Origin of the sequence: Orbus sasakiae (genome assembly GCF_039542345.1) — a bacterium.
GTDB lineage: Bacteria > Pseudomonadota > Gammaproteobacteria > Enterobacterales > Orbaceae > Orbus > Orbus sasakiae.
The window spans coordinates 394,118-420,291 of record NZ_BAABHY010000001.1 but is presented as its reverse complement, the minus strand read 5'-3'; the positions used below and the strand labels follow the sequence as shown (position 1 = coordinate 420,291).

20 protein-coding genes are annotated in these 26,174 nt (G+C 37.2%); 15 read left to right on the top strand and 5 right to left on the bottom strand.

The window, feature by feature from the left end; translation table 11 throughout:
• Nucleotide 1: 1 nt before the first annotated feature.
• On the bottom strand, nucleotides 2–1,762 hold the full coding sequence (gene frdA / locus ABEA36_RS01770; protein WP_345488101.1) for a fumarate reductase (quinol) flavoprotein subunit: 1,761 nt from the start codon (nucleotides 1,760–1,762) through the stop codon (nucleotides 2–4).
• A gap of 484 nt (nucleotides 1,763–2,246) precedes the next feature.
• Between frdA and ABEA36_RS01765 the strand changes: the two genes are divergently transcribed.
• The 8 genes from ABEA36_RS01765 (at nucleotide 2,247) to ABEA36_RS01730 (ending at nucleotide 11,748) form a co-directional block, all read left to right on the top strand.
• Nucleotides 2,247–2,783, top strand: coding sequence for a fimbrial protein (locus tag ABEA36_RS01765; RefSeq protein WP_345488099.1), 537 nt, complete (start codon nucleotides 2,247–2,249; stop codon nucleotides 2,781–2,783).
• Nucleotides 2,784–2,866: 83 nt separating this feature from the next.
• Nucleotides 2,867–3,628, top strand: coding sequence for a fimbria/pilus periplasmic chaperone (locus ABEA36_RS01760; protein WP_345488097.1), 762 nt, complete (start codon nucleotides 2,867–2,869; stop codon nucleotides 3,626–3,628).
• A gap of 7 nt (nucleotides 3,629–3,635) precedes the next feature.
• On the top strand, nucleotides 3,636–6,182 hold the full coding sequence (locus ABEA36_RS01755) for a fimbrial outer membrane usher protein (protein ID WP_425571887.1): 2,547 nt from the start codon (nucleotides 3,636–3,638) through the stop codon (nucleotides 6,180–6,182).
• Nucleotides 6,182–7,510: a fimbrial usher protein StbD gene (gene stbD / locus ABEA36_RS01750; RefSeq protein WP_345488093.1), complete on the top strand. Its 1,329-nt coding sequence runs from the start codon at nucleotides 6,182–6,184 to the stop codon at nucleotides 7,508–7,510. The genes ABEA36_RS01755 and stbD overlap by 1 nt, the downstream gene beginning before the upstream one ends.
• Entirely contained in the window at nucleotides 7,476–8,207 is a 732-nt protein-coding gene (locus ABEA36_RS01745) for a fimbria/pilus periplasmic chaperone (RefSeq protein WP_345488091.1), read from the top strand. Before stbD ends, ABEA36_RS01745 begins: the two co-directional genes overlap by 35 nt.
• Nucleotides 8,208–8,498: 291 nt before the next feature.
• Entirely contained in the window at nucleotides 8,499–9,323 is an 825-nt protein-coding gene (dapD, locus tag ABEA36_RS01740; protein WP_345488089.1) for a 2,3,4,5-tetrahydropyridine-2,6-dicarboxylate N-succinyltransferase, read from the top strand.
• Nucleotides 9,324–9,379: 56 nt separating this feature from the next.
• Nucleotides 9,380–9,871, top strand: coding sequence for a YajQ family cyclic di-GMP-binding protein (locus tag ABEA36_RS01735; protein WP_345488087.1), 492 nt, complete (start codon nucleotides 9,380–9,382; stop codon nucleotides 9,869–9,871).
• Between the two features lie 299 nt (nucleotides 9,872–10,170).
• Entirely contained in the window at nucleotides 10,171–11,748 is a 1,578-nt protein-coding gene (locus tag ABEA36_RS01730) for a phospholipase D family protein (protein WP_345488085.1), read from the top strand.
• A 90-nt stretch (nucleotides 11,749–11,838) separates the two neighbouring features.
• Here the strand turns inward: ABEA36_RS01730 and ABEA36_RS01725 are convergent, their stop codons facing one another.
• The 3 genes from ABEA36_RS01725 to ABEA36_RS01715 all read right to left on the bottom strand — a co-directional run bounded on the left by ABEA36_RS01725 (nucleotide 11,839) and on the right by ABEA36_RS01715 (nucleotide 14,896).
• On the bottom strand, nucleotides 11,839–13,362 hold the full coding sequence (locus ABEA36_RS01725; protein ID WP_345488083.1) for an ABC transporter substrate-binding protein: 1,524 nt from the start codon (nucleotides 13,360–13,362) through the stop codon (nucleotides 11,839–11,841).
• A gap of 133 nt (nucleotides 13,363–13,495) precedes the next feature.
• Nucleotides 13,496–13,957 (bottom strand): NfeD family protein, encoded by a 462-nt coding sequence (locus ABEA36_RS01720; RefSeq protein ID WP_345488081.1) that lies wholly within the window; start codon nucleotides 13,955–13,957, stop codon nucleotides 13,496–13,498.
• Nucleotides 13,958–13,984: 27 nt separating this feature from the next.
• Nucleotides 13,985–14,896, bottom strand: coding sequence for an SPFH domain-containing protein (locus ABEA36_RS01715; protein WP_345488079.1), 912 nt, complete (start codon nucleotides 14,894–14,896; stop codon nucleotides 13,985–13,987).
• Between the two features lie 390 nt (nucleotides 14,897–15,286).
• Between ABEA36_RS01715 and trxB the strand changes: the two genes are divergently transcribed.
• From trxB to recG, 7 genes are all read left to right on the top strand, one after another.
• On the top strand, nucleotides 15,287–16,240 hold the full coding sequence (trxB, locus tag ABEA36_RS01710) for a thioredoxin-disulfide reductase (protein ID WP_345490816.1): 954 nt from the start codon (nucleotides 15,287–15,289) through the stop codon (nucleotides 16,238–16,240).
• Nucleotides 16,241–16,256: 16 nt separating this feature from the next.
• Nucleotides 16,257–17,975, top strand: a complete 1,719-nt coding sequence (cydD, locus tag ABEA36_RS01705) for a heme ABC transporter permease/ATP-binding protein CydD (RefSeq protein ID WP_345488077.1) — start codon at nucleotides 16,257–16,259, stop codon at nucleotides 17,973–17,975.
• A 5-nt stretch (nucleotides 17,976–17,980) separates the two neighbouring features.
• Nucleotides 17,981–19,645 (top strand): heme ABC transporter ATP-binding protein/permease CydC, encoded by a 1,665-nt coding sequence (gene cydC, locus ABEA36_RS01700; RefSeq protein ID WP_345488075.1) that lies wholly within the window; start codon nucleotides 17,981–17,983, stop codon nucleotides 19,643–19,645.
• Nucleotides 19,646–19,900: 255 nt separating this feature from the next.
• Nucleotides 19,901–20,521 (top strand): guanylate kinase, encoded by a 621-nt coding sequence (gmk, locus tag ABEA36_RS01695; RefSeq protein ID WP_345488073.1) that lies wholly within the window; start codon nucleotides 19,901–19,903, stop codon nucleotides 20,519–20,521.
• Nucleotides 20,522–20,705: 184 nt separating this feature from the next.
• The gene (gene rpoZ / locus ABEA36_RS01690) at nucleotides 20,706–20,996 is read left to right on the top strand and encodes a DNA-directed RNA polymerase subunit omega (protein ID WP_345488071.1); all 291 of its coding nucleotides are present in this window, start codon (nucleotides 20,706–20,708) and stop codon (nucleotides 20,994–20,996) included.
• 43 nt (nucleotides 20,997–21,039) lie between these two features.
• Entirely contained in the window at nucleotides 21,040–23,154 is a 2,115-nt protein-coding gene (gene spoT, locus ABEA36_RS01685; protein ID WP_345488069.1) for a bifunctional GTP diphosphokinase/guanosine-3',5'-bis pyrophosphate 3'-pyrophosphohydrolase, read from the top strand.
• 6 nt (nucleotides 23,155–23,160) lie between these two features.
• Entirely contained in the window at nucleotides 23,161–25,245 is a 2,085-nt protein-coding gene (recG, locus tag ABEA36_RS01680) for an ATP-dependent DNA helicase RecG (protein ID WP_345490814.1), read from the top strand.
• Between the two features lie 199 nt (nucleotides 25,246–25,444).
• On the opposite strand, the gene ABEA36_RS01675 is transcribed toward recG, so the two are convergent.
• Nucleotides 25,445–26,104, bottom strand: a complete 660-nt coding sequence (locus ABEA36_RS01675; protein WP_345488066.1) for an OmpA family lipoprotein — start codon at nucleotides 26,102–26,104, stop codon at nucleotides 25,445–25,447.
• Nucleotides 26,105–26,174: the final 70 nt, after the last annotated feature.

The window sequence follows — 26,174 nt, the reverse complement described above, 5'->3', positions numbered from 1 at the left end:
ACTAGTGCCCTTTATTTTCACCATAAGTTCGATCCGCTGGTGAACATTTTGTTATATTGACTTGGCTAAACTCAATTTTAGGTAATGCATCGGCAGAATAAAACGCTAAACTATGCTTCAAATAGTGTTCATCATCCCGCTGTTGATATAATGGTTCAAGGCGCTGGTGAGCACCACGAGATTCCTTACGCAAAATAGCACTACAAACCATAGCCTGTGCAACAAGCAAACTCTGTTTTAACTCAAGAACCGTTATCAGTTCGGTATTAAATACATGAGATTTATCTGCTAAGGCAATGTGAGCACTACGTTCAATTAATTCCGATATTTTATTAATTGTTTGTTGCATCCCTTGTTCAGAACGATAAACACCACACCCTAAATCCATAGCCATCGCCATTTCAGCTCTAATATTAGCCCAATTTTCACAACCATCATGATGAATAACCGAATATAATTGGAGCTCTATTTGCTTCGCCATCTGTTGATTATATTGATAAGTAACCGAGTGCTGGTTTACATATTGGATAGCTTGTTTCGCAGCGAGTTCACCAAATACCAAAATTTCTGATAAGGAGTTTGAACCTAAACGATTTGCCCCGTGTAAACCAACCGAAGCGCACTCCCCAACCGCATATAACCCTCGTAACAATGTCGCACAATATTTATCCGTTGCAATTCCGCCCATTGTATAGTGGGCCGTTGGGCGAACGGGAATTTTCTCAAACACAGGATCAATACCAACATAGGATTTGGCTAATTCGCGTATAAAAGGTAATCTTTGGTTAATTTTAGCCGCGCCAAGATGCCTTAAATCCAAATAAACCACATCACCATAGGCCGTACTGTGAGTATTACCTTTTTGGCTTTCATGCCAAAATGCTTGTGAAAGACGATCACGAGGCCCTAATTCCATAAAACGATTTCTTGGCAGCCCTAAAGGGGTTTCGGGTCCAAGCGCATAATCTTGCAAATATCGATAACCATCTTTATTGACGAGAACGCCACCTTCGCCACGACATGCTTCAGTCATTAAAATGCCACTACCTGGTAAACCCGTCGGATGATATTGCACAAATTCCATATCACGTAGCGCAATGCCATGACGATAAGCAATCGCCATACCCTCACCCGTTACAATACTACCATTTGTATTGTACTGATACACTCGTCCAGCACCACCAGTCGCCATAATGACAACCTTAGCATTAATTTGGGTCAACGTCCCTTCAAGCATATTTAAGACAACAAGCCCTGTTATTTGATCATCATTAACCAATAAATCTAATAAAAAGTGTTCATCTAAACGGTGAATCTGATTAAACTGCAAAGATGCTTGAAATAAAGTATGTAAAAGATGGAATCCCGTTTTATCAGCAGCAAACCAAGTACGTTCGACTTGCATACCACCAAAACGACGTACATTAATTGAGCCATCTTTTTTTCTCGCCCAAGGACAGCCAAGTCGTTCTAATTTAGCTAAAGATTTTGGTGCTTGTTTAACAAAGAATTCGACCACATCCTGATCTGACAGCCAATCGCCCCCAGCGACAGTATCATAAAAATGTAAATCGACCTTATCATCTGGTTTGATCACTCCTGCTGCGCCCCCTTCTGCTGCAACGGTGTGACTGCGCATCGGATAGACCTTAGAAATTAATGCAATATTTAGATCTGGAGAACTTTGCGCTATTTCAATTGCCGCACTTAAACCGGCTCCGCCACCGCCAACAATAGCAATATCGGTTTCTATAATTTGCATAGTGAAATCAATTTAATGAAAAATGAGATGGCAATAATTCTACTGATAATTAACACATTACACAATGCAAACACCGTTTTCTTTAAGTCTGATTTGTGAATAGTTAACACTTTATTACAAGCTTATTATCTATTCATAAGCTTTAGATAGTGACAAAAAATACATTTTTTATGGCTTTATAATGATTACTCAAACAATATCATGTTTAACGTGATTTTTTTGCATTAAAAACACACTTTTTTCTTTTGATTTTGCAAATTTTTAACATGGTAAATGATGTTTTTTACATTTTTAAGCTCTTTTTTTGTAAAGAATTCATAAAACATACACGGTTTATTTGATTTAAATCAAAATAATCCTACAATAAACCGTGTAAAATAAATTTTTTATTATTTAAACCAGTTTTTTTGCGTTATTAGTCAGTTTAAAAAATAAAATTAAATTCTAATGAATTTAAATATCAACAATTATGAGAGGTCATAAAATGAAAAAACTTTATTTAACAGCAATCATGTTTGCAACCGCTACAGCTTCATTTTCAAGTTTAGCTGCAAGTAATAACACCATTTCATTTCAAGGTGAAGTGACAGACCAAACTTGTGAACTAACCGTTAATGGCGAACTTGAATCACCAATTATTTTATTACCAACCGTATCTACAGCAGATTTTGCATCGAATGTAGCAGGTAAAACACCGTTTGAAGTTGGTGTTGCAGGTTGTAAAGCAGATGGTTCAAGTATTTCAACAGTATTTGTTGGTAACAATGTAAGTACTGCTGGTAACTTAGGTAACACGGGTACAGCTGCCAATGTAGATATCCAAATTTTAAAACCGGATAACTCTACAGTGATTAACTTTACCGATAAATATGTTGGGGCAAGTGACTTAACATTAGCTGATTCTGCAACAAGTGCAACATCAACTTATTATGCACAATATTATACATCAGGTACGACTGCGGATACGATCAATAAAGGTACCGTAACTGCATCTTTACAATATAGTGTCAGTTACCAATAATTTTTCAAAAATTGTATAATAAATGAGGTAAATTTTTTTATCTCGTTTATTATATACATAATATTATTTTGCGAGGTTTATCAATGACTAATTTCAATTTTTCTAAGAATATAGTGGTTTTGATAGTCTGTCTTATCATGTCTGCTTCATTGAGCATCTCTTATGCTAGCGTTACGATGATGGGGACTCGCATTATATACAATTCAAAAAACAAGTCGGTTGATGTCAATTTAAAAAACCAATCAGATTTTCCTTACGTTGTTCAAGCTTGGTTTGATGATGGCGATCCGTCAATCACACCTAATGACAAAACCAATGTCCCTTTTTTTGCAACTCCACCAATTTTTAAGGTTCAACCAAATACCACACAAATTGTTAGAATTGCCTATACCAATACACAGCAATTACCTCAAGATAGAGAATCTGTTTTCTATTTTAATTTTTTACAAATTCCACCTTCAAATGTTGGTGATGCAGTACAATCAAATAAAAATAAAATGCTTGTGATGTTAAAAAGTCGCGTTAAACTTTTTTATCGTCCGGACGGCCTTGCAGGAAAACCTGATGATTTATTAAAAAAATTACAAATCAAGAAAATCACCTCAGGCAAAAACTTGTCCATTGAAATTTCAAATCCTTCACCATTCTATGCATCTTTTGGTGAAGTATCGTTTACAACTAACAATAAAAAAACATATCAAGCACAATCCGATATGATTGAACCATTTGGCCGTAAAACATTTACCTTTAAAAATGTTGCTATGAATGAAAATGGTAGTGTGAAAGTAACATTTATCAATGATCAAGGAGCAAGACTGAGTGAGCACTATCTACTTGAGAAGTAGTCGGTCTATTCGAAACACTTTGTCAGTTAAAGTTACATCTTATTGTTTAGTTGTTGGTTTTATTCTTTTACCAACGATTGCTCAAGCAGATGATTATTTTTTCGACTCCGCCCTATTCCATGGCACAACATTTGGTCAAAACTTAGCGCGATTTAATAAACAAGATGGTCAATTATTACTTGGTGATCAAATACTGGATGTTTACGTTAATAATAGTTTAATAGTGTCACAAGCAAGTATCGTCTTTGAACGTATTGATGATAAAAAATCGATGCCATGTCTGTCATTAGAAACACTAAAAAAAACAAATATTCGTTATGATAGCGATGACCAAAAAACACAATGTATTTTAATCAATCAGCTAGGTAATGGTATTTTTTGGGATGTTGACACAGCACAATTACGATTAAATATTACCGCAGCACAAAAAGATCTCTACACAAAACCACGTGGTTATATCCCAACATCTGAATGGGATGAAGGAAATACTGCGTTGTTCTTAAGGCATAACACGAACTACAGTCACACCAAAAATAGTAGTAATGATTACGATTACCTATGGAGTAACATTTACAGTGGTATTAACTTCGGTTTGTGGCAAGTTCGTCATCAAGGTAATATGCGCTATACCACCCTAGATACAAATAACCGACGCTTTCAGTATAGTTCTGTTCGTACTTGGCTACAACGACCTATTTCCGCCATCGAAAGTACATTAATTATCGGTGAAACATCGACAGACAGTAGTTTATTTGGTGGATTATCTTTTAGAGGTGCTAAGTTAGGTACTGACCAAAAAATGTGGCCACAAAGTAAAAAAGGTTATGCCCCAGAAGTAAGAGGTATTGCCACAACGGCTGCTCGTATTGTCATTAAACAAAATGATAGAACAATCTACGAAACCTCTGTCCCTCCTGGCGAATTCGTTATCAGTGATTTATATAACACCCCTATGGAAGGGGATCTAAACGTCGAAGTTATTGAGTCAAATGGTAAAATATCCTCATTTACGGTTCCCTACTCTGCAACGCCTAGCTCTGTTCGTGCTGGAAATTGGGACTATGCCCTTTCATTAGGCGAGGTTCGTCAATTTAGCGATGTCAACAATCGCTTTATTGAAGGAACATTTCAATATGGTATCAACAATTCAATCACCGCTAATATTGGTGCAAGATTTGGGCATGACTATCAATCTGGCCTACTTGGTGGTGTTTACGCTTCACCACTAGGGGCAATTGCACTTAATACAGTTTGGTCACATGCTAAAATGGCAAATCAAACCAGTGAAACAGGTTGGAGAATGGAAGCAAGTTATAGTAAATCATTTCAAGCAACCAGAACCAACTTAACTTTAGCAGCCTATCGTTATTCAACGGCTGGTTATCGTGATTATCAAGATGTATTAGGCATTAATCGTCAATTAGAAAAAGGGATTTATTACGATTCAGATACGTTAAAACAGCGAAACCGCCTTGCTGTAACAATTAGCCAACCCTTAGATGATTGGGGCTCACTTTACATGACCGGTAGTACTGCTGATTACTATAGTGATAAATCAAGAGTCAACCAATTACAACTCGGCTATAATAATTCCTACAAACAATTTAACTACAATATTAGTGTTGCTCGCCAACAAATTTTAAATACGAGTAGTACCTCTGATAGTAATTATGCTTACAGCTATCATCAAAAAACCACTGAAAATTTGATTTCTTTTAGTGTCACTATGCCACTTGATTGGGGATCAACGCGCTCATCATTATCATTTGATGCAAGTCGTTCAAAAGACAATAAAAACGGTAATATCCGTCTTGCGGGGGCCGCAGGCAGTCAAAATGATATAATTTACTCTGTGTATGCTGGTTTAGAAAAAACGACAGATACTGATGCGACTAATACTTGGGGTGCTTCACTACAAAAAAGTACCTCGGTTGGATCATTTAGAGCTTCGTTATCAAATGGTAAAAATTATCATCAGCTAAATCTTGGTGCTTCTGGTGCGTTTGTGTTACACAGTGGTGGTTTAACAACCGGTCCTTACATCAGTGATACGTTTGCTTTGGTTCATGCTCCTGGCGCTAAAGGTGCACTAATTAAAAATGGACAGGGCGCTGCTATTGACCGTTTTGGTTATGCATTAATGCCATCACTATCAGCTTATAACTATAATAATATTGTTCTTGATACTAGTGAAATGAATGATGATGTAGAATTAATTGGGGGAGGTAAACGTATTGTGCCATATTATGGCTCAATGGTAAAAGTGGACTTTGATACACACTATGGACATGCCATCTTAATTAATATCACCTCACCAGAAAATAATATCAGTGTTCCTATGGGGGCGGATGTAACAGATGAGGATAATAATTCTATCGGTATGGTTGGTCAAGGTGAACAACTCTATGTACGTTTAAACAAACTTTCTGGTATCTTAAACGTTGTTTGGGGTGATAACTCAACCCAATCTTGTCAAATTCATTATCAGCTTTCCGAAATTTCTGATGATTTAATGACCGTTTTAAATTTACCTTGTGTTCAGGAATCAATGTAATGAAATTAGTTAACACTTTGTTTATTGTTGCCTCAGTCTTTTTGGCTAAAGAATCAATAGCAAATTGCATAAGAGTGACAAGTACATCAAGCTTATCAAGTGATGCAATAGCGGCAGGTTATACAGCAAGTTCCTGGACTGGTGCCTCTGATACAGCTAACAGTAAAAATATAGGTATTCCTTCAGTGATATCACTCAGCAGTGGCACGTTCCAAGATGCTGGTACACTGTTGGCAAGTTCGACATTAGATTTTATCAGCCAAGCTCTTTCCACACCATTTACAGCACAACAAGTACTTTTTCGATGTGCTGTTGCCGATGCTGATAGTATTTATGAAATGTATGCGACAAATGGCGATAACGCATATAGCGGCATGTATACAGTCGGCGATATTGATAATGCTTATTACTCCTATGTCAAAAATGTTGCTTTTCGTTTAACAAATACTAAAACGGGAAACTATTACACTCGTTATTGGCAATCACGAAAATTGACGGCTGATGATTGGTACTCGGATGGGACTTACATTTATGTTCCTGCCAGTGCATTTAGTGGCGTAACAATTGAGTTATTTAGAACAGAAAGCATCAGTTATTATGGCAATACTGCCAATACTTATTCTTATGGCTATTCTCAGCCATTTGGTTATATTGATTTTAAAGGTCCTGGCGTCTCAGCAAATATCACTGACGGAGCTGATTCAGCTAATCACTATGATGGATTTTATGCCTACTGGCCTGCTGGCTGGAGTCTATACAATACTGGCACGACTTTTGTTCGTGGCGCAATGTGTAAAGTAAATGATTATCCAAGTGTTGTGACGATACCCAGTATTAGTGTTCCCCTGCTAGCAAGCGGAACCACCAGTCAGGCAAACTTTACGGTGAGTATTGAATGTGAATCAGGTGCTGTATCAAGTACTGCGACGTCAACGACACGCTCAGCCAATGTTTCAATGGGATTTTTAGTTAATAATCCAACTGCAGTGAGTGCGGCACAATCACTAGGATTAACAACCAGCTCTGGGGGCTTAACTTGGCTACTCGATGATGATTATGGTACGCTTGATAGCATCGCATCAGGGGTGGGAATTCGCATTTATTCAAGCAATGGCACCGCCCTAAACTTATTACCAAGTTTATCGTCTTTTGGTACTGGTAACCCAGGTGGTTGGTATGCGTTTGGTGATATCACGTCATTACAGTCCAGTGGAACAACCAATATTTATAGTGGTGAATTTATCGCATCACTTGAAGCCATTAGCGGTCAAACAATCACTGCAGGGAGCGTCAATGCACAATTACAAGTTGTGGTCAGTTTTCAATAAACTGTCTATTATTGGATTATTAAGTCTATTATTTACACTGCAAGCTTATGCCGTTGTTAATGTTGAAGGCACGCGTGTTGTCTTTAATGCAAATGATAAAACATTGTCACTTTCACTCGCTAATTCTGAAAAACACCCCACATTAATCCAAATGTGGGTTGATGATGGTGATATGTTGGCTTTACCTGAAACCATCAAAAGCCCCATAATCATTTCTCCCCCTGTATTTAGTATGCAAGCAAGTGAAATCAGAGCAGTTCGTCTTATGTTAGCATCGCGAGCTATGTTAGCTAAAGAGCAAGAGTCACTCTATTGGTTAAATATTTATCAAATTCCGCCTAATACGCAAAGTAATTTTCGATTAGATCAAAAAGTGGTATTACCGCTAAGAATTAGAATGAAAATATTTATCCGCCCAGAAGGCGTCCGCCCCTTACAACAACAAGACGGTTATTTAATTACTTTCAAATTGACAGATGAGAAAGGTAAAACAAAACTAACGTTTATTAATCCAACCGCTTGGCATATGAATCTTAATAGTGTGTTTGTGTCTGGTGAGCAAGTTCCAGACGTTATGCTTTTACCGAAATCAGAATACTCGGTAATGTTAAAGAAATCGCCAAATCACTATCAGCAGATTATTTATGATGTGATCAATGATCAAGGAACATCATGGCAATATCAAGTCAAATTCTAGCCTAACTCACATGATAAGCTGATATTTTCACCAATAAAAACATCAACTTATCATGATTGCTCGCACGTTAATGCTTTTAAAAATATTCCCAATATCCCCCAAGGCGAATATCTGTTTAATTGAATCAACAGGTTGTATGCGAATAATATGATAATTACATTAGATTATGATTTACCAACAATTATAAGAAAACTATTTGAGCATTAAAAACTACACAATTTTATATTATACTAGTGCGCGAAACTCATATTTAACAAGCTAAAATTTTTATACAGCAAAGGATAAAATATTATGCAACAATTACAAACCATTATCGAAGCTGCATTCGAGCGTCGAGCTGAAATCACTCCAACTAATGTTGATGCAGTCACTCGTGATGCTATCAATCAAGCCATTAACCTATTAGATAGCGGGAAAATGCGTGTTGCAGAAAAAATTAACGGTGACTGGATTACTCACCAATGGTTAAAAAAAGCGGTGTTACTGTCTTTTCGTATTAATGAAAATCAACTAATTGATGGCTGTGAAACAAACTACTATGACAAAGTACCTTTAAAATTTGCCGATTATGATGAAGCGCGTTTTAAAGAAGAAGGCTTCCGTGTTGTTCCATCGGCGATTGCACGTAAAGGCGCATATGTTGCACGTAATACAGTTTTAATGCCATCTTATGTCAATATTGGAGCTTATGTTGATGAAGGCACAATGGTTGATACATGGGTAACGGTCGGTTCATGCGCCCAAATTGGTAAAAATGTTCACTTATCAGGTGGCGTTGGAATTGGTGGTGTACTTGAACCATTACAAGCAAACCCAACGATTATCGAAGATAACTGTTTTATTGGAGCACGTAGTGAAATCGTTGAAGGCGTTATCGTTGAAGAAGGCTCAGTGATTTCAATGGGTGTATTTATTGGTCAAAGTACAAAAATTTATGACCGCGCAACAGGTGAAGTGTTCTATGGTCGTGTACCCGCTGGCTCAGTTGTTGTATCGGGTAACTTACCCTCTAAAGATGGTTCTTACAGTTTATACTGTGCAGTGATTGTTAAAAAAGTTGATGCAAAAACACGTGGTAAAGTTGGCATTAACGAACTACTTCGTACCATTGATTAACATTAATTTGATCGCCACATAACCTGTGGCGATAAGTTTTTAACTGGAGTAAATCTATGCCTTCTTTTGATATTGTCTCTGAAATTGATATCCCAGAAGTCCGTAACGGTGTCGAAAATGCCACCCGTGAGCTTTCAACGCGATGGGATTTTCGCAATATACCAGCTTCATTTGAGCTCAATGAAAAGAATGAAACCATTAAAGTATCAAGTGAATCAGACTTTCAAGTTCAGCAACTATTAGATATATTACGTGATAAGCTAGCTAAGCGCGGCATTGATGGTGGTGCACTTGAAATCCCCGAAGAATTAGAACATAGTGGTAAAACCTATTCGATAACCGTAAAACTTAAGCAAGGTATCGATAAAGAGCTTGCTAAAAAAGTGGTTAAATTAATTAAAGACAGTAAACTTAAAGTACAAGCTCAAGTTCAGGGTGAACAAGTGCGCGTAACGGCTAAAGCACGTGATGATTTACAAGCAACCATTGCATTAGTAAAAGGTGCTGAACTTGGTCAACCATTCCAATTTAATAACTTTCGAGATTAAATTAAGAACATTGTATGAATATAATCATTTTGATATTAGAAGTTATTGGTGCCATTTCCGTTTTATTTGCGTTTTATAAGGTGGATGAATACTTTAAAAGTAAAAAAAAGTAACCAATATTATCATGATTAATGGGCGCTTATTGCGCCTGTTTAATTCGTAAAAGAGCCATATTTCGCACAGAATGTCATATCAATATTATTTCTATTGGTTGTATAGTATTTTGTATGCAATTGGTTATAATCACTACCATATCACTGATTACCATATATTTCTAACTAACGCATTTTGGGCATAATATGACGCGCATAGGAAAACTGCGTATGTTTCTTCTCATCATTATTCTATTTATTTTTGCATCGCTGATTGCAGTATACAGTTTTGGTCGTTTTGCAAAACAAGCTAAAGGGGAAGCAAGTTATTCACTCCCTATTCAACCCGATCAAACCCGATTGGATAAAGCACTTGGACCAGAATTTGTATTACATCCAGAACAAAGTAGCTTATTATTAATTCCGAGTAATCTTGATGCTTTTGCGATAAGAGCAATGAGTGCACGTGAAGCTGGACGTAGTCTTGATTTGCAATACTATATCTGGAAGGATGATCTAACGGGTCAACTACTGGGTCTTGAGTTATTGGATGCTGCTGATCGTGGCGTTAGAGTTAGAATCCTATTAGATGATATGAATGCTCATGGTAATAGTAGTTTATTAGCCACACTGAATTTGCATCCTAATATCAGTATTCGTATGTTTAATCCTACTCGAGCTCGTGATAATTCTTTAATGCGCGGTATTGAGATGATTTTACGCGTGTTTAGCATTAATCGACGTATGCACAATAAATCATGGATTGCTGATGGTAGAATGGCTGTTGTTGGAGGCCGAAATATTGGTAACGAATATTTTGGTGCTGCAGATAATCGTAATTTTTTCGACGCTGACCTATTAATTGGTGGTGTCGCAGTCAAAGAGACAGAGATGATCTTTGATGATTTTTGGAACAGTGACGCGGTCATTCCCATTGAAGCATTGGTTAAAGCAGAGGACGATTCGCTCGATCTACTACGCGAGACAATTAAACAAAAACGTGAAAATTTAACTGCCCTACCTTATTTAAACAAATTAAAAGAAACACCAAGTGTGACGTCACTTTTTAAAGGTGAATGGAATACCGGTGGCTGGCAAGTACATTGGACTAATGACGTCCATGTTTATTCAGATCCCGCAATAAAAGCCTTTGGACAGGGTAAATCACAATGGCTTATCCATCATCTTGAGCCTGCATTACAAACGGCAACGGAAAGATTAAAACTTATTTCACCCTATTTTGTGCCAGGTAAAAACGGTGTCGAACAATTTAGTCAAATCCATCAGAAAGGTGTTGATGTTGATATTTTAACGAATTCGCTGGCAGCAAATGATGTACTAATGGCACATGGTGGCTACGCGCCATATCGTAAATCATTATTGGAAAAAGGTATCAATCTTTATGAATTAAAACCATTTGGTAAAACTGAACGAAGCCTAATTGGTTCAAGTGATGCAAGCTTACATACAAAAGCCTTTTTGGTCGATAGCAAAATTGGGTTTGTTGGATCATTTAATTTTGATCCTCGTTCAGCTAATCTTAATACTGAAATGGGGATTATTTTTGAAGAACCCGCAATTGTACAAGCATTACAACGTGAATTTAATATGAAAATGAGTCGTGATTTTAGCTATCAAGTTGTATTACAAGATGGGCAATTACGCTGGCTAGATGAAAATCAAAACGATGAACCTGTAATATGGGAACATGACCCACAAAGTAAATGGTGGCAACGTTGGGTTGCGACTATCGTTGGTTACTTACCCATCGAATCACAATTATAGATACCCTTTTAATCAATGATAGTATGTAGGGAATTTGGATTAATCTATCAAATATAAAAACCTGTTTTTTAACAGGTTTATGATAATGATTTACTTCTCAATACTGACGTGATTAAAATTATGTAGTCCCGCTGATTCAATCATATATCCTTTTACCTCTTTTCGAAGTATAACATAATATTGAAGATCAACTAACGGCAATAATGGCAGCTGTTGTTGCACGGCTTGCTGAAACTCTTGATAGTATTCAATGCGTCGTTGTTTGTCTGTTTCACGTTGTATTTTTTGTAATAAATTAACGTAATAAGGCTCACACCAATAAGAAAACGGCATGTTTGTTCTCTGGCAATCACGCATCGTAAGATTAAATGCATTATCTGATTTTTGCGGATAAAAAAGCATTGCATCAGCCCGTTCAGTCAATATGCTATCGGGTTCGAATGTGACACGTTGAGTTCGAATACCAATATTTTCCCATTCTGATTGAATCCTACTCACCATATTTAAGCCATCTTGATCAAGATTTTTGGGTATCGCTAATTGAATCGAAAGGTTATGATCATCACCTTCTTTTTTTAACAAAGTCTCTGCACGCAAAGGATCGTATAGATCATCAATCTCATCAATATATTGAGAGGGGATACCGGCAACACTGATACCACTAGCTGTTTTTACTGAATCTTGCAAAATACTATCAACAATGGCCTGTTTATTCACTGATAAATTCAATGCCTGTCTGATCGCTATATTATCTAATGGTGCATGGTCAAGATTAAACGCAATAAAACGTGGATTGATACTAGCGAAGTGTTGAACTTCTAAACGGCTATCTTGCTGCGCACGTTTAACATCATCCACATTTGGATAAGCCATCGCATGGCATTCCCCTTTTTGAAGTTTCGCATAACGCATTGTCGGATCAGGAAGAATAATAAAAACTAGACGATCAAACTTCGCTTTTTGACCAAAATAACTGTTATTTACGCGATATAAAATACGTGAATCTTTTTGATAGTGTACATAGCTAAAAGGTCCAGTGCCAATCGGATGAGTATCCATTTTTTCTGGTGTGCCTGCTTTTAGCATCATTTCAGCATATTGAGCCGATAAAATGGAGGCAAATGGCATTGTCATAGCAACTAAAAAATTAGCCGATGGCTCTGTTAAGTGAACAACAACAGTATGACCGTCAATTTTCTCAATTTCTTTAATAATTCGATTTAGACCAGTGTAATTAAAACCGGGGAATTGCCCATCTGATATAGCATAATAAGGATTATGTACATCAATTTGGCGCATAAAAGAGAAAATAACGTCATCGGCATTAAAATGACGTGTTGGCCTAAAATCATGATTACTGTGCCATTTCACATCATCCCGTAAATAAAATGTATAACGCATTCCATCTGCACTGACTTGCCAAGCTTCAGCAAGACTCGGCATAATATCGTATGAATCTGAGTTTAATTCAACTAATCGATTATAAATGGGTATAGCACTTGCATCAAACGAGGTGCTATCAGTGACGATATGGGGATTTAGACTTTTTGGTGATGCATCACTACAATAAACAAAGGTACCCGCTGCATATGAATGATAACTTACCAATAACACAAATATCCCTATTACGAACTTAAATTTGTGTTTTAACTTCATAAAACGTTCTCTGCTATTATTAGGATGTTAAGGAATACTTTACAACTTATAAAAATAAAAAAGGCAACACTCGTGTTGCCTTTTCAAGACGTTAATTCGTTTTTACAACTTTTAGCATAATGCCATCAACGGCAATCACTTTCACTCGAGTTCCGGTATCCATGTCTTCATCACTATGTGCTGACCATGTACCATCTTTGATTTTAACTCGACCATAACCATTTATAATCGGTTCAACAACAACAGTTGAGATACCAATCAAATCTTTTTGTGGTTGATTTAATGTCCCTTTTTCTGCTTTATCACCGCCATGTTTTTTAAGCCAGACCCACCAAACATAAGCGATAATTAAAGTAAAAATAGCAAATAAAATCCACAAAAAAGGCCATGAAATTGGCACTATCCAAGCGATTAAGCCGACAATAAATGCCGATACACCGCTCCACAATGAGTAGCCACCCGTACCGAGTAATTCGATAATTAATAACACGCCACCAAGGGCAATGAAGACCCAATGTGGATTAGTATAAATAGCGGATACAAATTCAGTCATTAAAAAATTCTCAATTAAAATTACAGGTTATTTTTTCGCTTCATTAATTAATTCAGCAATACCGCCAATACTACCCATTAAGTTAGACGCTTCAAGTGGCATCATAATGATTTTGCTGTTTTCGGCTGAACCAATGGTTTGTAATGCATCGGTATATTTTTGAGCAACAAAGTAATTAATTGCATTAATGTTACCTGCCGCGATAGCTTCAGATACCATTTGTGTTGCTTTCGCTTCTGCTTCTGCGGCACGTTCACGCGCCTCAGCTTGTAAAAACGCGGCTTGTCTTTCACCTTCAGCTTTCAGGATTTCAGATTGCTTTTCACCTTCTGCTCGTAAAATAGCACCTTGACGCACACCTTCAGCATCGAGAATTTCAGCACGTTTATTACGTTCAGCTTTCATCTGCGCGTTCATCGCGGCAATCAATTCAGCAGGTGGACGAACGTCACGAATTTCGATACGTGTAATTTTAATCCCCCATGGACTAGTTGCTTCATCAACAATACCTAATAAACGCGTATTAATATGATCACGCTGTGATAACATTTCATCAAGTTCCATACTACCTAATACAGTACGAATATTTGTCATCATTAAATTAATAACAGCACGTTCTAAATGATTGACTTGATAAGCCGCACGCGCAGCATCTTGTACTTGAATAAAACAAACTGCATCAATGGTAACATTGGCATTATCTTTAGAAATAACTTCTTGTGAAGGTATATCTAAAACTTGTTCCATCATATTAATCTTACGACCAATACCATCCATATAAGGAACAATTAAATTTAAACCTGGTTCTAACGTATGGGTATATTTACCAAAACGCTCAATCGTGTATTGATAACCTTGAGGAACCATGGTAATTCCTTTATATACAGTGATTAATGCGAGTAAAACTAATATACCAATAACAATGTAAAATATAGACATAGTGATTCTCTTAATTATTTTAGTAGTTGATAAGAGATGTTATTTTATTCGTTAATGATCTATTTTCATAGCTTTTATCAACATGATAATTAAATTTTTGTTAAAGAGATGTTGAATACATGATTTCATATTATTATATTTAGTTTAAAAACATTATAAATCAGACAATTAAAATTAAAACCGACGCCAATAAAACCTTATTTTTTATCGTGTTTTACATTGAAATTATTCCGCTAACTTAAAACGCGACAAATCACCTATTAATATAATCACTAAACACAATAGAAAAAATTAACCAATGTAATACAATAAATGCCAGTAATATCAAATCGTGTTAGACTTATCCGCAATGTAATTTCAACTTAGAGATAAGCTAAATATCAGGAGCTTATAATGAATACCAAACATTCACGTTTAATGATTTTAGGATCAGGGCCAGCAGGCTATACTGCCGCAGTTTATGCAGCTCGAGCAAATTTAAAACCGGTATTAATCACCGGTATGCAAGAAGGTGGACAGTTAACCACGACCACTGAAATTGAAAACTGGCCAGCAGCATCAATTGATCTGACCGGACCAGAATTAATGGTCAAAATGCGTGAACACGCAGAACGTTTTGAAACAGACATCATTTTTGATCAAATTGAACGTGTCGATTTTAGCGAAAAACCCTTTAAACTTTATGGTGGTGAAACACTCTATACCTGTGATGCACTGATTATCGCAACAGGAGCAAGTGCGCAGTATTTAGGATTACCATCGGAAGAAGCATTCAAGGGCAAAGGTGTGTCAGCCTGTGCAACATGTGATGGTTTTTTCTATCGTAACCAAAAAGTCGCAGTCGTCGGTGGCGGGAATACTGCGGTTGAAGAAGCATTATACCTTGCTAACATTGCTAGCGAAGTCCATCTTATCCACCGCCGAGATGAATTTAGAGCCGAAAAAATTCTTATTAATCGTTTGATGGAAAAAGTTGAGCAAGGTAAAGTGATTTTGCATACTCATCAAACGTTGGATGAAGTACTGGGTAATGAAATGGGTGTCACTGGAGTTCGTTTGCGTAGTACACAAGATACAACGAAAACGCAACAAGTTGATGTTTTAGGTGTATTCATTGCAATCGGTCATAAACCCAATACGGCCATTTTTGGCCATCAGCTAGAACTTGATAATGGCTATATAAAAGTCAAATCAGGTATTAAGGGTAATGCAACCCAAACGAGTGTGGAAGGTATTTTTGCCGCGGGTGATGTAATGGATCATATTTATCGTCAAGCGATTACCTCGGCAGGTACTGGCTGTATGGCTGCGTTAGATGCAGAACATTATCTTGATAATCTTTAATTATAATTAGGGTACAATGTCAGCTTCATTAGATAAACAGCGACAAAAACAGCTATTAACTTGGTTAAAACAGCAAGCAAAACAACATAAAAAATTGTTAATGCTTTCTGTTTTAACCGGTTTTATTTCCGCAATTGGTATTGTGGCACAAGCGGCATTATTTGCGTTAATTCTACAAGAATTAATCATTGAAGGTGGTCATTTTTCAACGATTTTGCCTTATTTTATTGCATTAATGGGTGTATTTGTTTTTAGAACATTATTAACTTATGCACGCGAACAGATTAATTTTTTAATGGGTCAATCATTACGAAGAAGCGTCCGTGAGCAGCTGATTAATAAAATCGAACAAGGTGGACCAATATCAATTAGTCAGCACACGAGTGGTGGGTTAAGTACATTATTAATCGAACAAATTGAAGATTTACAAGATTTTTATGCACGTTATTTACCACAAATGCGTCTTGCCACCATCATTCCCATTTTAATACTCATTGTCATTGTGCCATTTAATTGGGCCGCGGCATTAATCTTATTTTGTACAGCTCCCCTTATTCCCATTTTCATGGTTTTAGTTGGTATGGGTGCCGCCGATGTTAATCGGAAAAACTTTAAAGCATTAGCGTATCTCAGTGGTCATTTTTTAGATCGATTAAAAGGTTTACACACCATCCGTCTATTTAACCAAGGTAAAAATCAAGCAAATGCAATTCATCAAGCCGCTGAAAGTTTTCGAATAAGAACTATGAATGTGCTTAAAGTGGCCTTTTTATCGTCAGCCGTCTTAGAGTTTTTTACGTCTGTTTCAATTGCGGTGGTAGCCGTATATTTTGGATTTTCTTATTTAGGTGAACTTAATTTTGGCGCTTATAATGGGGTCGTCACCTTATTTGCTGGCTTTTTTGCGTTAATTTTGGCCCCTGAGTTTTTCCAACCATTACGCGACTTAGGTACCTATTATCATGCAAAAGCACAAGCAATTGCAGCAGCTGATAATATTGAAGGATTTTTAGCTAGCAATACACATGACACTGGTCATCATACGGATAAAACTCATCTCATTAACGAAATACAGACGATTGAAGCGCAAGATTTAATTATTTTATCCCCCGATAATAAACCGATTGTGGGTCCACTAAACTTTACGCTAAAAACCCCTTTTAAACTGGCCTTAATGGGAGTGAGTGGTGAAGGTAAAAGTTCACTATTGAATGTCTTGCTAGGTTTTTTACCGTATCAAGGCTCATTGAAAATCAATCAGATTGAATTTCACACGCTTGATATTGATAACTGGCGTTCACAGCTCAGTTGGCTTGGACAAAATCCTTATTTACTGAATGGTTCTATCCGTGACAATATTTTATTAGCTGATAGGGATGCAAGTGAACAACGGTTAAATCAAGTCGTTAAACAAGCACAACTTGATAGTTTTATCACGCAATTGCCAGATGGTCTTGAGACGCAAATTGGTGAAGATGCAGTACGGTTATCTATCGGACAAGCCCAAAGAATTGCAATAGCCAGAGCGTTGCTAAAACCCTGTCAACTATTGTTGCTCGATGAACCAACCGCCAGTTTAGATAAACAAACGGCGCAAGATATTGATGCCATTTTAGCAAGTAACTACCAATCCCATAATATTATTATGGTTACCCACCAGATGACAGAATCGATGTCATTTGATCAAATCTGGCAATTGCGTAATCATCAAATTCATATTGATCAAAAGGCTTAATGATCATGTTAAAAATACTGTCACCCTATATTAAGCTTTATAGCCATTATTTTGCGATGATTATCTTAGGAATGGTTCTTGTATTAGTCGCACTTGCTGCGAGTATTTTTTTACTCTCGTTGTCAGGTTGGTTTTTATCTGCAACCGCTTTCGTTGGTGTTGCAGGATTATATACCTTTAATTACATGTTACCCGCTGCGGGTGTAAGAGGCGCAGCCATTCTCAGAACTGTCAGCCGCTATTTTGAACGTTTAGTAAACCACGATACCACGTTTAAAATTTTAGCTTACTTACGCACGAACGCATTTAAAAAAATTCTACCATTGAGTGCCATGCAAATTGCACAATATCAAAAAGCGGATTTACTCAATCGCTTTATTGCTGATATTGACCATTTAGATCACCTTTATCTTCGATTATTTGTGCCGATTGTCAGCGGATTATTGACAACACTCTTTATTTATCTGGCAATTGGCTATTTTGATCAGACCATCGCTTTGGTCATCACTGTGATTTTACTGATGGCGATTTTAGTCATACCCGTTATTTTTTATCAAGCCGGTAAACAAATCGGTGCACAAATTGCAGCACAACAAAGTGAGTACCGCCAGAATTTAGTCAGTTATTTACAAGGGCAAGCGGAATTAACATTATTTAATGCTAAACCGCGTTATCGAGCACAGCTTGATACCGTTGAACAACGTTGGCTAGATAATCAGAAAAAACAAGCTACATTACTCAGTTTAGCCACGGCATTAATTTTATTGATCATTGGTTTAATGACATTATTGATTATCTACCTTGCCGCAGATGGTATTAGCCAATACGATAGCCCTATCATCGCGTTATTTATTTTTGTTGGCTTAGCATGTACTGAAATATTAGCCCCTATTCCGGCTGCATTTTTATTTTTAGGTCAGGTGCTGACATCGGCACAAAGAATGAATGAGTTGATGAAACAGCAACCCGATATTTTATTTCCTCAACATGGCGCTAAAACAGAACCGAATGTGTGCAGCATTGAATTTAATAACATTGCGTTCGCCTATCCAAATCAACCCATCACTGTTTTTGAAGCAATCAGTTTCAATATTAAACATGGTGAGCATGTTGCCTTAGTGGGTAAAACTGGCTGTGGTAAATCAACGCTACTCAATTTAATAACACGGACATGGCAACCGACTACTGGCAAAATTTATTTAAATAAAGTCGAAATTAGCCAATTTGATGAACCAACACTTCGCAACATGATGGCCGTCATCCCACAAGTCATTACTATTTTTAGTGATACCCTACGCAACAATTTATTAATCGGTCATCCACAAGCAACCGATCAACAGTTAATTGATGTATTAAAAAGTGTTGAATTAGAAAAATTACTGACGAGCGATAATGGCCTTGAATTATGGTTGGGAGAAGGTGGAAGAACCCTATCAGGGGGGGAAAAACGCCGTATTGGCATAGCACGTGCATTATTACATAATGCACCATTAACATTAATGGACGAACCGACAGAAAGTTTAGATAATCAAACTGAACAACAAATCTTGGCGATCATCAAAAAGTGTTATCAAGGCAAAACGGTGTTAATGGTGACTCATCGCTTAACAGACCATGAGATGTTTGATCATACATTTGTGTTAGATAATAAGCATGTTTCAATTCGTTAACAGTCATTTTCGTTAAAAAATTGTCATAACCTATCATTATAGTGTAAAAATGTTAGGTAAATTTAAAAATGAAGTATCAATGCCTTTTTAGAAAAGACGTCATAGGATATAACGCCCTTAGTCGCTTTCTAAGTCATTGATTTAACCAATTAGCGCATTTAAACCTCACATTTATTCACATGAACATAGCTAATACTTTTATTTTGACTCAATTTCATGAATAATAACCACAACTTCACTAACAGAATGAAAAATATGTATACAGGAACGCTTTTTATTGTCTCTGCGCCTAGTGGTGCAGGGAAATCGAGTCTCATTAATGCCTATTTAAATCAACAAAATCAATTGTCCGCCAGTGTTTCTATTTCTCATACTACGCGCACACCTAGACCGGGAGAAAACCATGGTGAACACTACTATTTTGTTGACCATAATCAGTTTGAAACATTAATTTCCCAAGATGCTTTTGTTGAATATGCAAAAGTATTTGATAATTATTATGGGACTTCAAAAGCCGCTATCGAGCAAAACCTACAACAGGGAATTAATGTGTTTTTAGATATTGATTGGCAAGGTGCTCAACAAGTCAGACAAAAAGTCCCAACAGCTAAAAGTATTTTTATTTTACCTCCGTCATTAGATGAACTTGAAAAACGTTTAATCAAACGTGAACAAGATTCAGCTGAAGTGATAGCCAAAAGAATGCTAAAAGCCAAATCTGAAATGTCACACTACAATGAATATGATTACTTAATCATTAACGATGATTTTAGTACATCACTGGATCATCTGACAGCCATTATCAAAAGTGAAAGCTTACATACACAAAAGCAATATATATTGCATCAGGCTTTAATTAATCAACTTATCGATTAAGATAAGCGGGAAAACTGACTCATATGCTCGATAATTTGCCTTTTTTTAATTTTTTAGCTCATTTTTATAAAGATTTTGCTCATCAAATCAAATAAGCATAGCAATTTAAGGGAAATTTCAGTAAAATTGATGATTGATTTCAAAAAAGAATTTACAATTATTTTCAGAAAATATAGAGGTAAACATGGCTCGCGTAACTGTTCAAGACGCTGTTGATAAAATTGGTAACCGATTTGACCTAGTATTAGTTGCGGCAAGACGCGCACATCAATTACAAGCTGAAGGTAAAACACCTTTAGTACCAGAAGAAAATGACAAAGAAACGGTTATTGCGCTACGTGAAATCGAAGAAGGCTTAGTCAATAAACAAATCCTTGATACTGCAGCTTTCCAAGCTCGTCAGGAAGAGGAAGCCGAAGCACGTTCAGTTCTGCATGAAACCATTCTGTTCGAAAACGAACCATCATACGAATAATCCAACAATTAACAGGCAAAGCATCATTACTATATAGGCGAATATGCAATATTTTGCTCCATTAAAAAACATCGTAGAAACGTATCTTCCTAGTGAACAAGTTGAAAAGATCTGGGAAGCATATTTATTTGCCTATGATGCACATAATGGACAATATCGCTCGAGTGGTGAACCTTACGTTACTCACCCAATTGCCGTTGCCTGTATGCTGGCGGATATGAAGCTCGATTTTGAAGCTGTCACCGCCGCGCTGTTACATGATACCATTGAAGATACACCCGTTACCTACCAAGATGTTGTTGATCGCTTTGGTGAAGATGTTGCTAAACTGGTAGATGGTGTATCTAAACTAGATAAATTAAAATTTCGTAACCGTCAGGAAGCCCAAGCCGAAAATTTTCGTAAAATGGTTTTAGCAATGGCCAAAGATGTCAGGGTCATTTTAATTAAATTGGCTGACCGTACGCATAATATGCGGACACTGGACTCGCTACGACCGGATAAACGTAGACGAATCGCCAAAGAAACGCTTGAAATTTATGCACCGCTTGCCCACCGATTAGGTATTCACCACATAAAAACAGAGCTTGAAGTCTTAGGTTTTACCGCACTACATCCTAATCGTGCACACGTCATTGAAAAAGTCGTTGATTCAGCAAGACAAACGCGTAAAGAATTGATTTTACAAATATTATCGGATATTAGAGAGCGGCTTAGTCAAGCCAAAATCAATGCGACGGTTGAAGGTATTGAAAAAAATATTTATGCTATCTATCAGAAAATGCAGTTACGGGAACAGTTTTTTCGATCGATCATGGATATTTATATCTTTCGTGTGATTGTTGATGATGTTGATAGTTGTTACCGTGTATTAGGCCTTGTGCATAACCTGTATAAACCAAGATTAAACCGTTTTAAAGATTATATCGCGATTCCCAAAGCAAATGGCTACCAATCTCTCCATTCTTCATTAATTGGTCCTCATGGTTCCCCAGTTGAAGTACAAATCCGAACGTCAGATATGGATCAAATGGCTGAAATGGGCGTTGCTGCACATTGGGTATATAACAAAAATGATGAACTGAACAATACCACTGCCCAAATTAAAGCACAACGTTGGATGCAAAATTTACTTGAACTACAACAGAGTGTGGGAAATTCTTTCGAATTTATTGAAAATGTGAAATCAGATCTCTTCCCAAAAGAAATTTATGTTTTCACGCCGAAAGGTCGTATTGTTGAATTACCTGAAGGTGCAACACCTGTTGATTTAGCTTATGCAGTACATACAGATATCGGTCATCAATGTATTGGCGCAACCGTCGATCGAAAACCGTATCCGTTATCCCAGCCATTATCAAATGGTCAAACAGTCGAAATTATTACCTCACCCGACAGCCGCCCAAATGCAGGTTGGCTAAATTTTGTGGTGAGTTCAAAAGCCCGTTCGCGTATTCGTCAAGCGCTGAAAAGTTTAAAACGTGATGATGCGATTGTCTTGGGACGCCGTTTATTAAATTATTCACTGGCTGATAAAGGTGGCATTGAGGGAATTTCCCCCAAAATTATCGACAAGCTCGTTAGTTTCGCAAAATTAAATAGTTTTGATGATTTATTGGCTGAAATTGGCTTAGGTAATATTATGAGCCAATTTGTTGTCAAAAGTATTGAACACAGCGATACTGTCGATATTGATAAGCATGAACCAAGTAAAAAATTGACCATTACCGGTTCGGAAGGATTACTTGTATCATTTGCTAAATGTTGCCACCCTATTCCAGGTGATCCGATTATTGGACGCGTCAGCCCTGAAAAAGGACTCTCTGTTCATCATGAATCTTGTCGTAATATTATTGGCTATCAAAACTACCCAGATACGTTTATTCCATTAGCTTGGTCACCTGCACCAGAACAATTATTTATTGCTGAAATTTGGATTGATATCACCAACAATGCCGCAACTGGACTTTCAAATATTATTTCAACCATTAATGCTGAATCCGCAAATGTACAGTGGCTTAATACCGAGGAGAAAGACTCTCGTATTTATACTGTTATTTTGCATATTGAAGTCAAAAATGTCATTCAACTTAATGAAATCATTCGTAAAATTGGTCACCAACAGGACGTTATTAATATCACTCGCAATATCAATTAAGCTATGATAGATAAACGGCTTCTTAATCACTTGACCATTAGCCATTTACCTGGACTGGGTGATGCCTTAGCCAAAAAATTTAATGTCCTTGGTATTTATAGCATCCGTGATTTATTGTTACACCTGCCTATACGTTATGAAGATCGTTCGTCTTCAAACGAAATTAATCAGTTATCAATCGGTGAACACACATCAATTCAAGGTCAGATCATCAAAACAGAAATTGTTATGAGCAGAAAACGCATGTTGATTTGTACTGTTCAAGATGATAGTGGCATTATTCAATTACGGTTTATGCATTTTTATCCCAATATGCAACAAAGCTTAGCCGTTGGTAAATGGTTAAAAGCCTATGGAGAAGTTAAAAAGGGTAAAATCTATTTTGAAATGATTCACCCTCAAATACAGGTGCGAACGACAAATCATGACTTTGATATTGTTGATACAGAGCGATATACACCGATTTATGCAGCCACTTATGGCCTAACACAAACCATGTTGCGTAAATTTATCCATTTGGCCCTGCTTTTACTTAAGCGTAATCCAACGTTAGAAATTATTCCCAATACCTTTATTGCCGGTTTACCAAGCATTGAAGAGGCATTGCACATTATCCATGAGCCACCGCTAGATGCAGATATTATTCAACTTGAAGATGGCTCGCATCCAGCTAAAAAACGCCTTATATTTGAAGAACTGTTGGCTTATCATTTAAGTATGCAAATCACCAAAACGCATAACCAAACACTATTAGCAACACCAATTATCCCTAACCATCACTATATTACGCCCTTTTTACAAGCATTACCTTTTTCACCGACCCGTGCGCAAAATCGAGTCGTAAATGAAATTTGGCAAGACATGGCCAAAAATGTACCAATGATGCGGCTTGTTCAAGGCGATGTTGGCTCAGGGAAAACACTTGTCGCAGCACTCGCTGCACTAAATGCCTTAGAGAATAAACAACAAGTGGTCTTAATGGCGCCAACCGAGATCCTTGCGGAACAGCATTTCCTTAATTTTACAAACTGGTTTGAACCGTTAGGCTTACAGGTCACTTTATTATCGGGTAAGCTGACCGCTAAGCGTAAGCGAGAATGTTATGAAAGTCTTGAATCTGGTCAGATTGACATTTTAATTGGTACACATGCAGTATTTGTTGAACAGGTCAAATTTGCGAATTTAGGTTTTGTTATCATCGATGAACAGCATCGTTTTGGCGTTGCTCAGCGGCTTACACTCTGGCAAAAAGGCATTAAAGATAATACCCATCCTCATCAATTGATCATGACGGCAACGCCAATCCCAAGAACGCTCGCCATGACAATTTATGCAGACTTAGATGTATCAACAATAGATGAATTACCACCTGGAAGAACGCCTGTTACCACCGTTGTGCTACCAAATACGCGCCGTGAAGAAGTCATAACTCGTATTGAACACGCCTGCCACGATGGTAAACAAGTGTATTGGGTTTGTACACTGGTTGAAGAGTCAGAAATCCTGGAAGCGCAAGCTGCTGAAGTTGCCTATACCGATTTACAATCTCTGTTGCCAACCATTAAAGTCGGTTTAATTCACGGTAAAATGAAACCGTCACTTAAACAAGCCGTGATGCAAGATTTTAAACAAGGTCAGATTCAGCTATTAGTTGCAACGACCGTAATTGAAGTTGGTGTAGATGTGCCTAATGCTAGTTTGATGGTCATTGAAAATGCTGAACGATTAGGATTATCACAACTTCATCAACTCCGTGGTAGAGTGGGTCGTGGTAGTGCTGCATCCCATTGTGTTTTAATGTATCAAACCCCGCTCAGCCGTACGACGAAAGAACGTTTAAATGCGATGCGTGATAGCAATGATGGCTTTGTCATTGCACAAAAAGATCTCGAAATTCGAGGAGGCGGAGAGATACTCGGAACAAGGCAGGTCGGAATTGCCGATTTTAAAGTGGTTGATTTAATCCGCGATCAACATATGATTAGTGCTATACAAAATGTGTCCTCATATATTTTAACCTATCATCCTGAGTCAGCTATCACTATTGTGAATTGTTGGTTACCTGACCGGGCGAAATACATTAATGCTTAATCATGATTAAAACAGCACTCATTATATTTCATTTTTAATCTTTTAATAGGCTTTAGCCATTTACCTACTGCTAAGCGTGATTCCCAATAAGAGATCATGACGGTTTTAAACATTTCTGCACCCACTTAAACCTTACAAGTTGGCAAGGATAAGTATGGTCAGCGGGTGACTGACCATACTTAATTAAACAGCGAACAATTTATTGAATTGGGGATAGTGTTATTTCTACACGACGATTTTGTGCTCGACCAGTATCAGTACTGTTTGATGCAATCGGTTGTGAAGAACCCGCACCATAAGCATACATCCGGTTAGCTGAAATACCTTGTTGAATGAGTAAATTTGCCACACTATTGGCACGATTTAATGATAATGTTTGGTTAACTGCGTTACTTCCTGTTGAATCCGTATGTCCAACAATATTAATTGCTGTTTTGCTGTATTCTTTAAGGACTAAGGCAACACTGGTTAATGTCTGTGTACCCATTGGTTTTAATGTTGAACTGTTCGTATCAAATGTCACATTATTAGGCATATTCAGAATAATACTATCGCCAGAACGCGTGACACTCACACCACTATTACGAAGTTTATCACGCAATTTAGCCTCTTGATTATCCATATAAAGACCAACGCCACCCCCTAATACGGCACCCGATGTTGCACCAATCAACGCTCCTTTACCTCGATCACTTTTAGATGAGGATAACACGCCAATGCCCGCCCCCACAGCACCACCAATTAATGCACCTGTCGTGGTATTGGCCACTTTTTGTTCACCGGTATAAGGGTCTGTTGAACAACCTGATAAGACTAATAATGAGCTAAGCGCTAAGACAATAATTGAATAACGTTTCATAAATATTTCCTTTTTTTATCATCGCATTTATTATTTAACTGTTGTGTCGTATCAACAATATTTAATCAAG

Coding starts and splice junctions, on each gene's coding strand:
- ABEA36_RS01675 (WP_345488066.1), bottom strand. CDS start 26,104: ATGAAACGTTATTCAATTATTGTCTTAGCGCTTAGCTCATTATTAGTC.
- ABEA36_RS01760 (WP_345488097.1), top strand. CDS start 2,867: ATGACTAATTTCAATTTTTCTAAGAATATAGTGGTTTTGATAGTCTGT.
- ABEA36_RS01730 (WP_345488085.1), top strand. CDS start 10,171: ATGACGCGCATAGGAAAACTGCGTATGTTTCTTCTCATCATTATTCTA.
- stbD (WP_345488093.1), top strand. CDS start 6,182: ATGAAATTAGTTAACACTTTGTTTATTGTTGCCTCAGTCTTTTTGGCT.
- ABEA36_RS01735 (WP_345488087.1), top strand. CDS start 9,380: ATGCCTTCTTTTGATATTGTCTCTGAAATTGATATCCCAGAAGTCCGT.
- frdA (WP_345488101.1), bottom strand. CDS start 1,762: ATGCAAATTATAGAAACCGATATTGCTATTGTTGGCGGTGGCGGAGCC.
- ABEA36_RS01745 (WP_345488091.1), top strand. CDS start 7,476: ATGCACAATTACAAGTTGTGGTCAGTTTTCAATAAACTGTCTATTATT.
- rpoZ (WP_345488071.1), top strand. CDS start 20,706: ATGGCTCGCGTAACTGTTCAAGACGCTGTTGATAAAATTGGTAACCGA.
- cydD (WP_345488077.1), top strand. CDS start 16,257: ATGTCAGCTTCATTAGATAAACAGCGACAAAAACAGCTATTAACTTGG.
- cydC (WP_345488075.1), top strand. CDS start 17,981: ATGTTAAAAATACTGTCACCCTATATTAAGCTTTATAGCCATTATTTT.
- ABEA36_RS01715 (WP_345488079.1), bottom strand. CDS start 14,896: ATGTCTATATTTTACATTGTTATTGGTATATTAGTTTTACTCGCATTA.
- spoT (WP_345488069.1), top strand. CDS start 21,040: ATGCAATATTTTGCTCCATTAAAAAACATCGTAGAAACGTATCTTCCT.
- dapD (WP_345488089.1), top strand. CDS start 8,499: ATGCAACAATTACAAACCATTATCGAAGCTGCATTCGAGCGTCGAGCT.
- gmk (WP_345488073.1), top strand. CDS start 19,901: ATGTATACAGGAACGCTTTTTATTGTCTCTGCGCCTAGTGGTGCAGGG.
- ABEA36_RS01765 (WP_345488099.1), top strand. CDS start 2,247: ATGAAAAAACTTTATTTAACAGCAATCATGTTTGCAACCGCTACAGCT.
- ABEA36_RS01720 (WP_345488081.1), bottom strand. CDS start 13,957: ATGACTGAATTTGTATCCGCTATTTATACTAATCCACATTGGGTCTTC.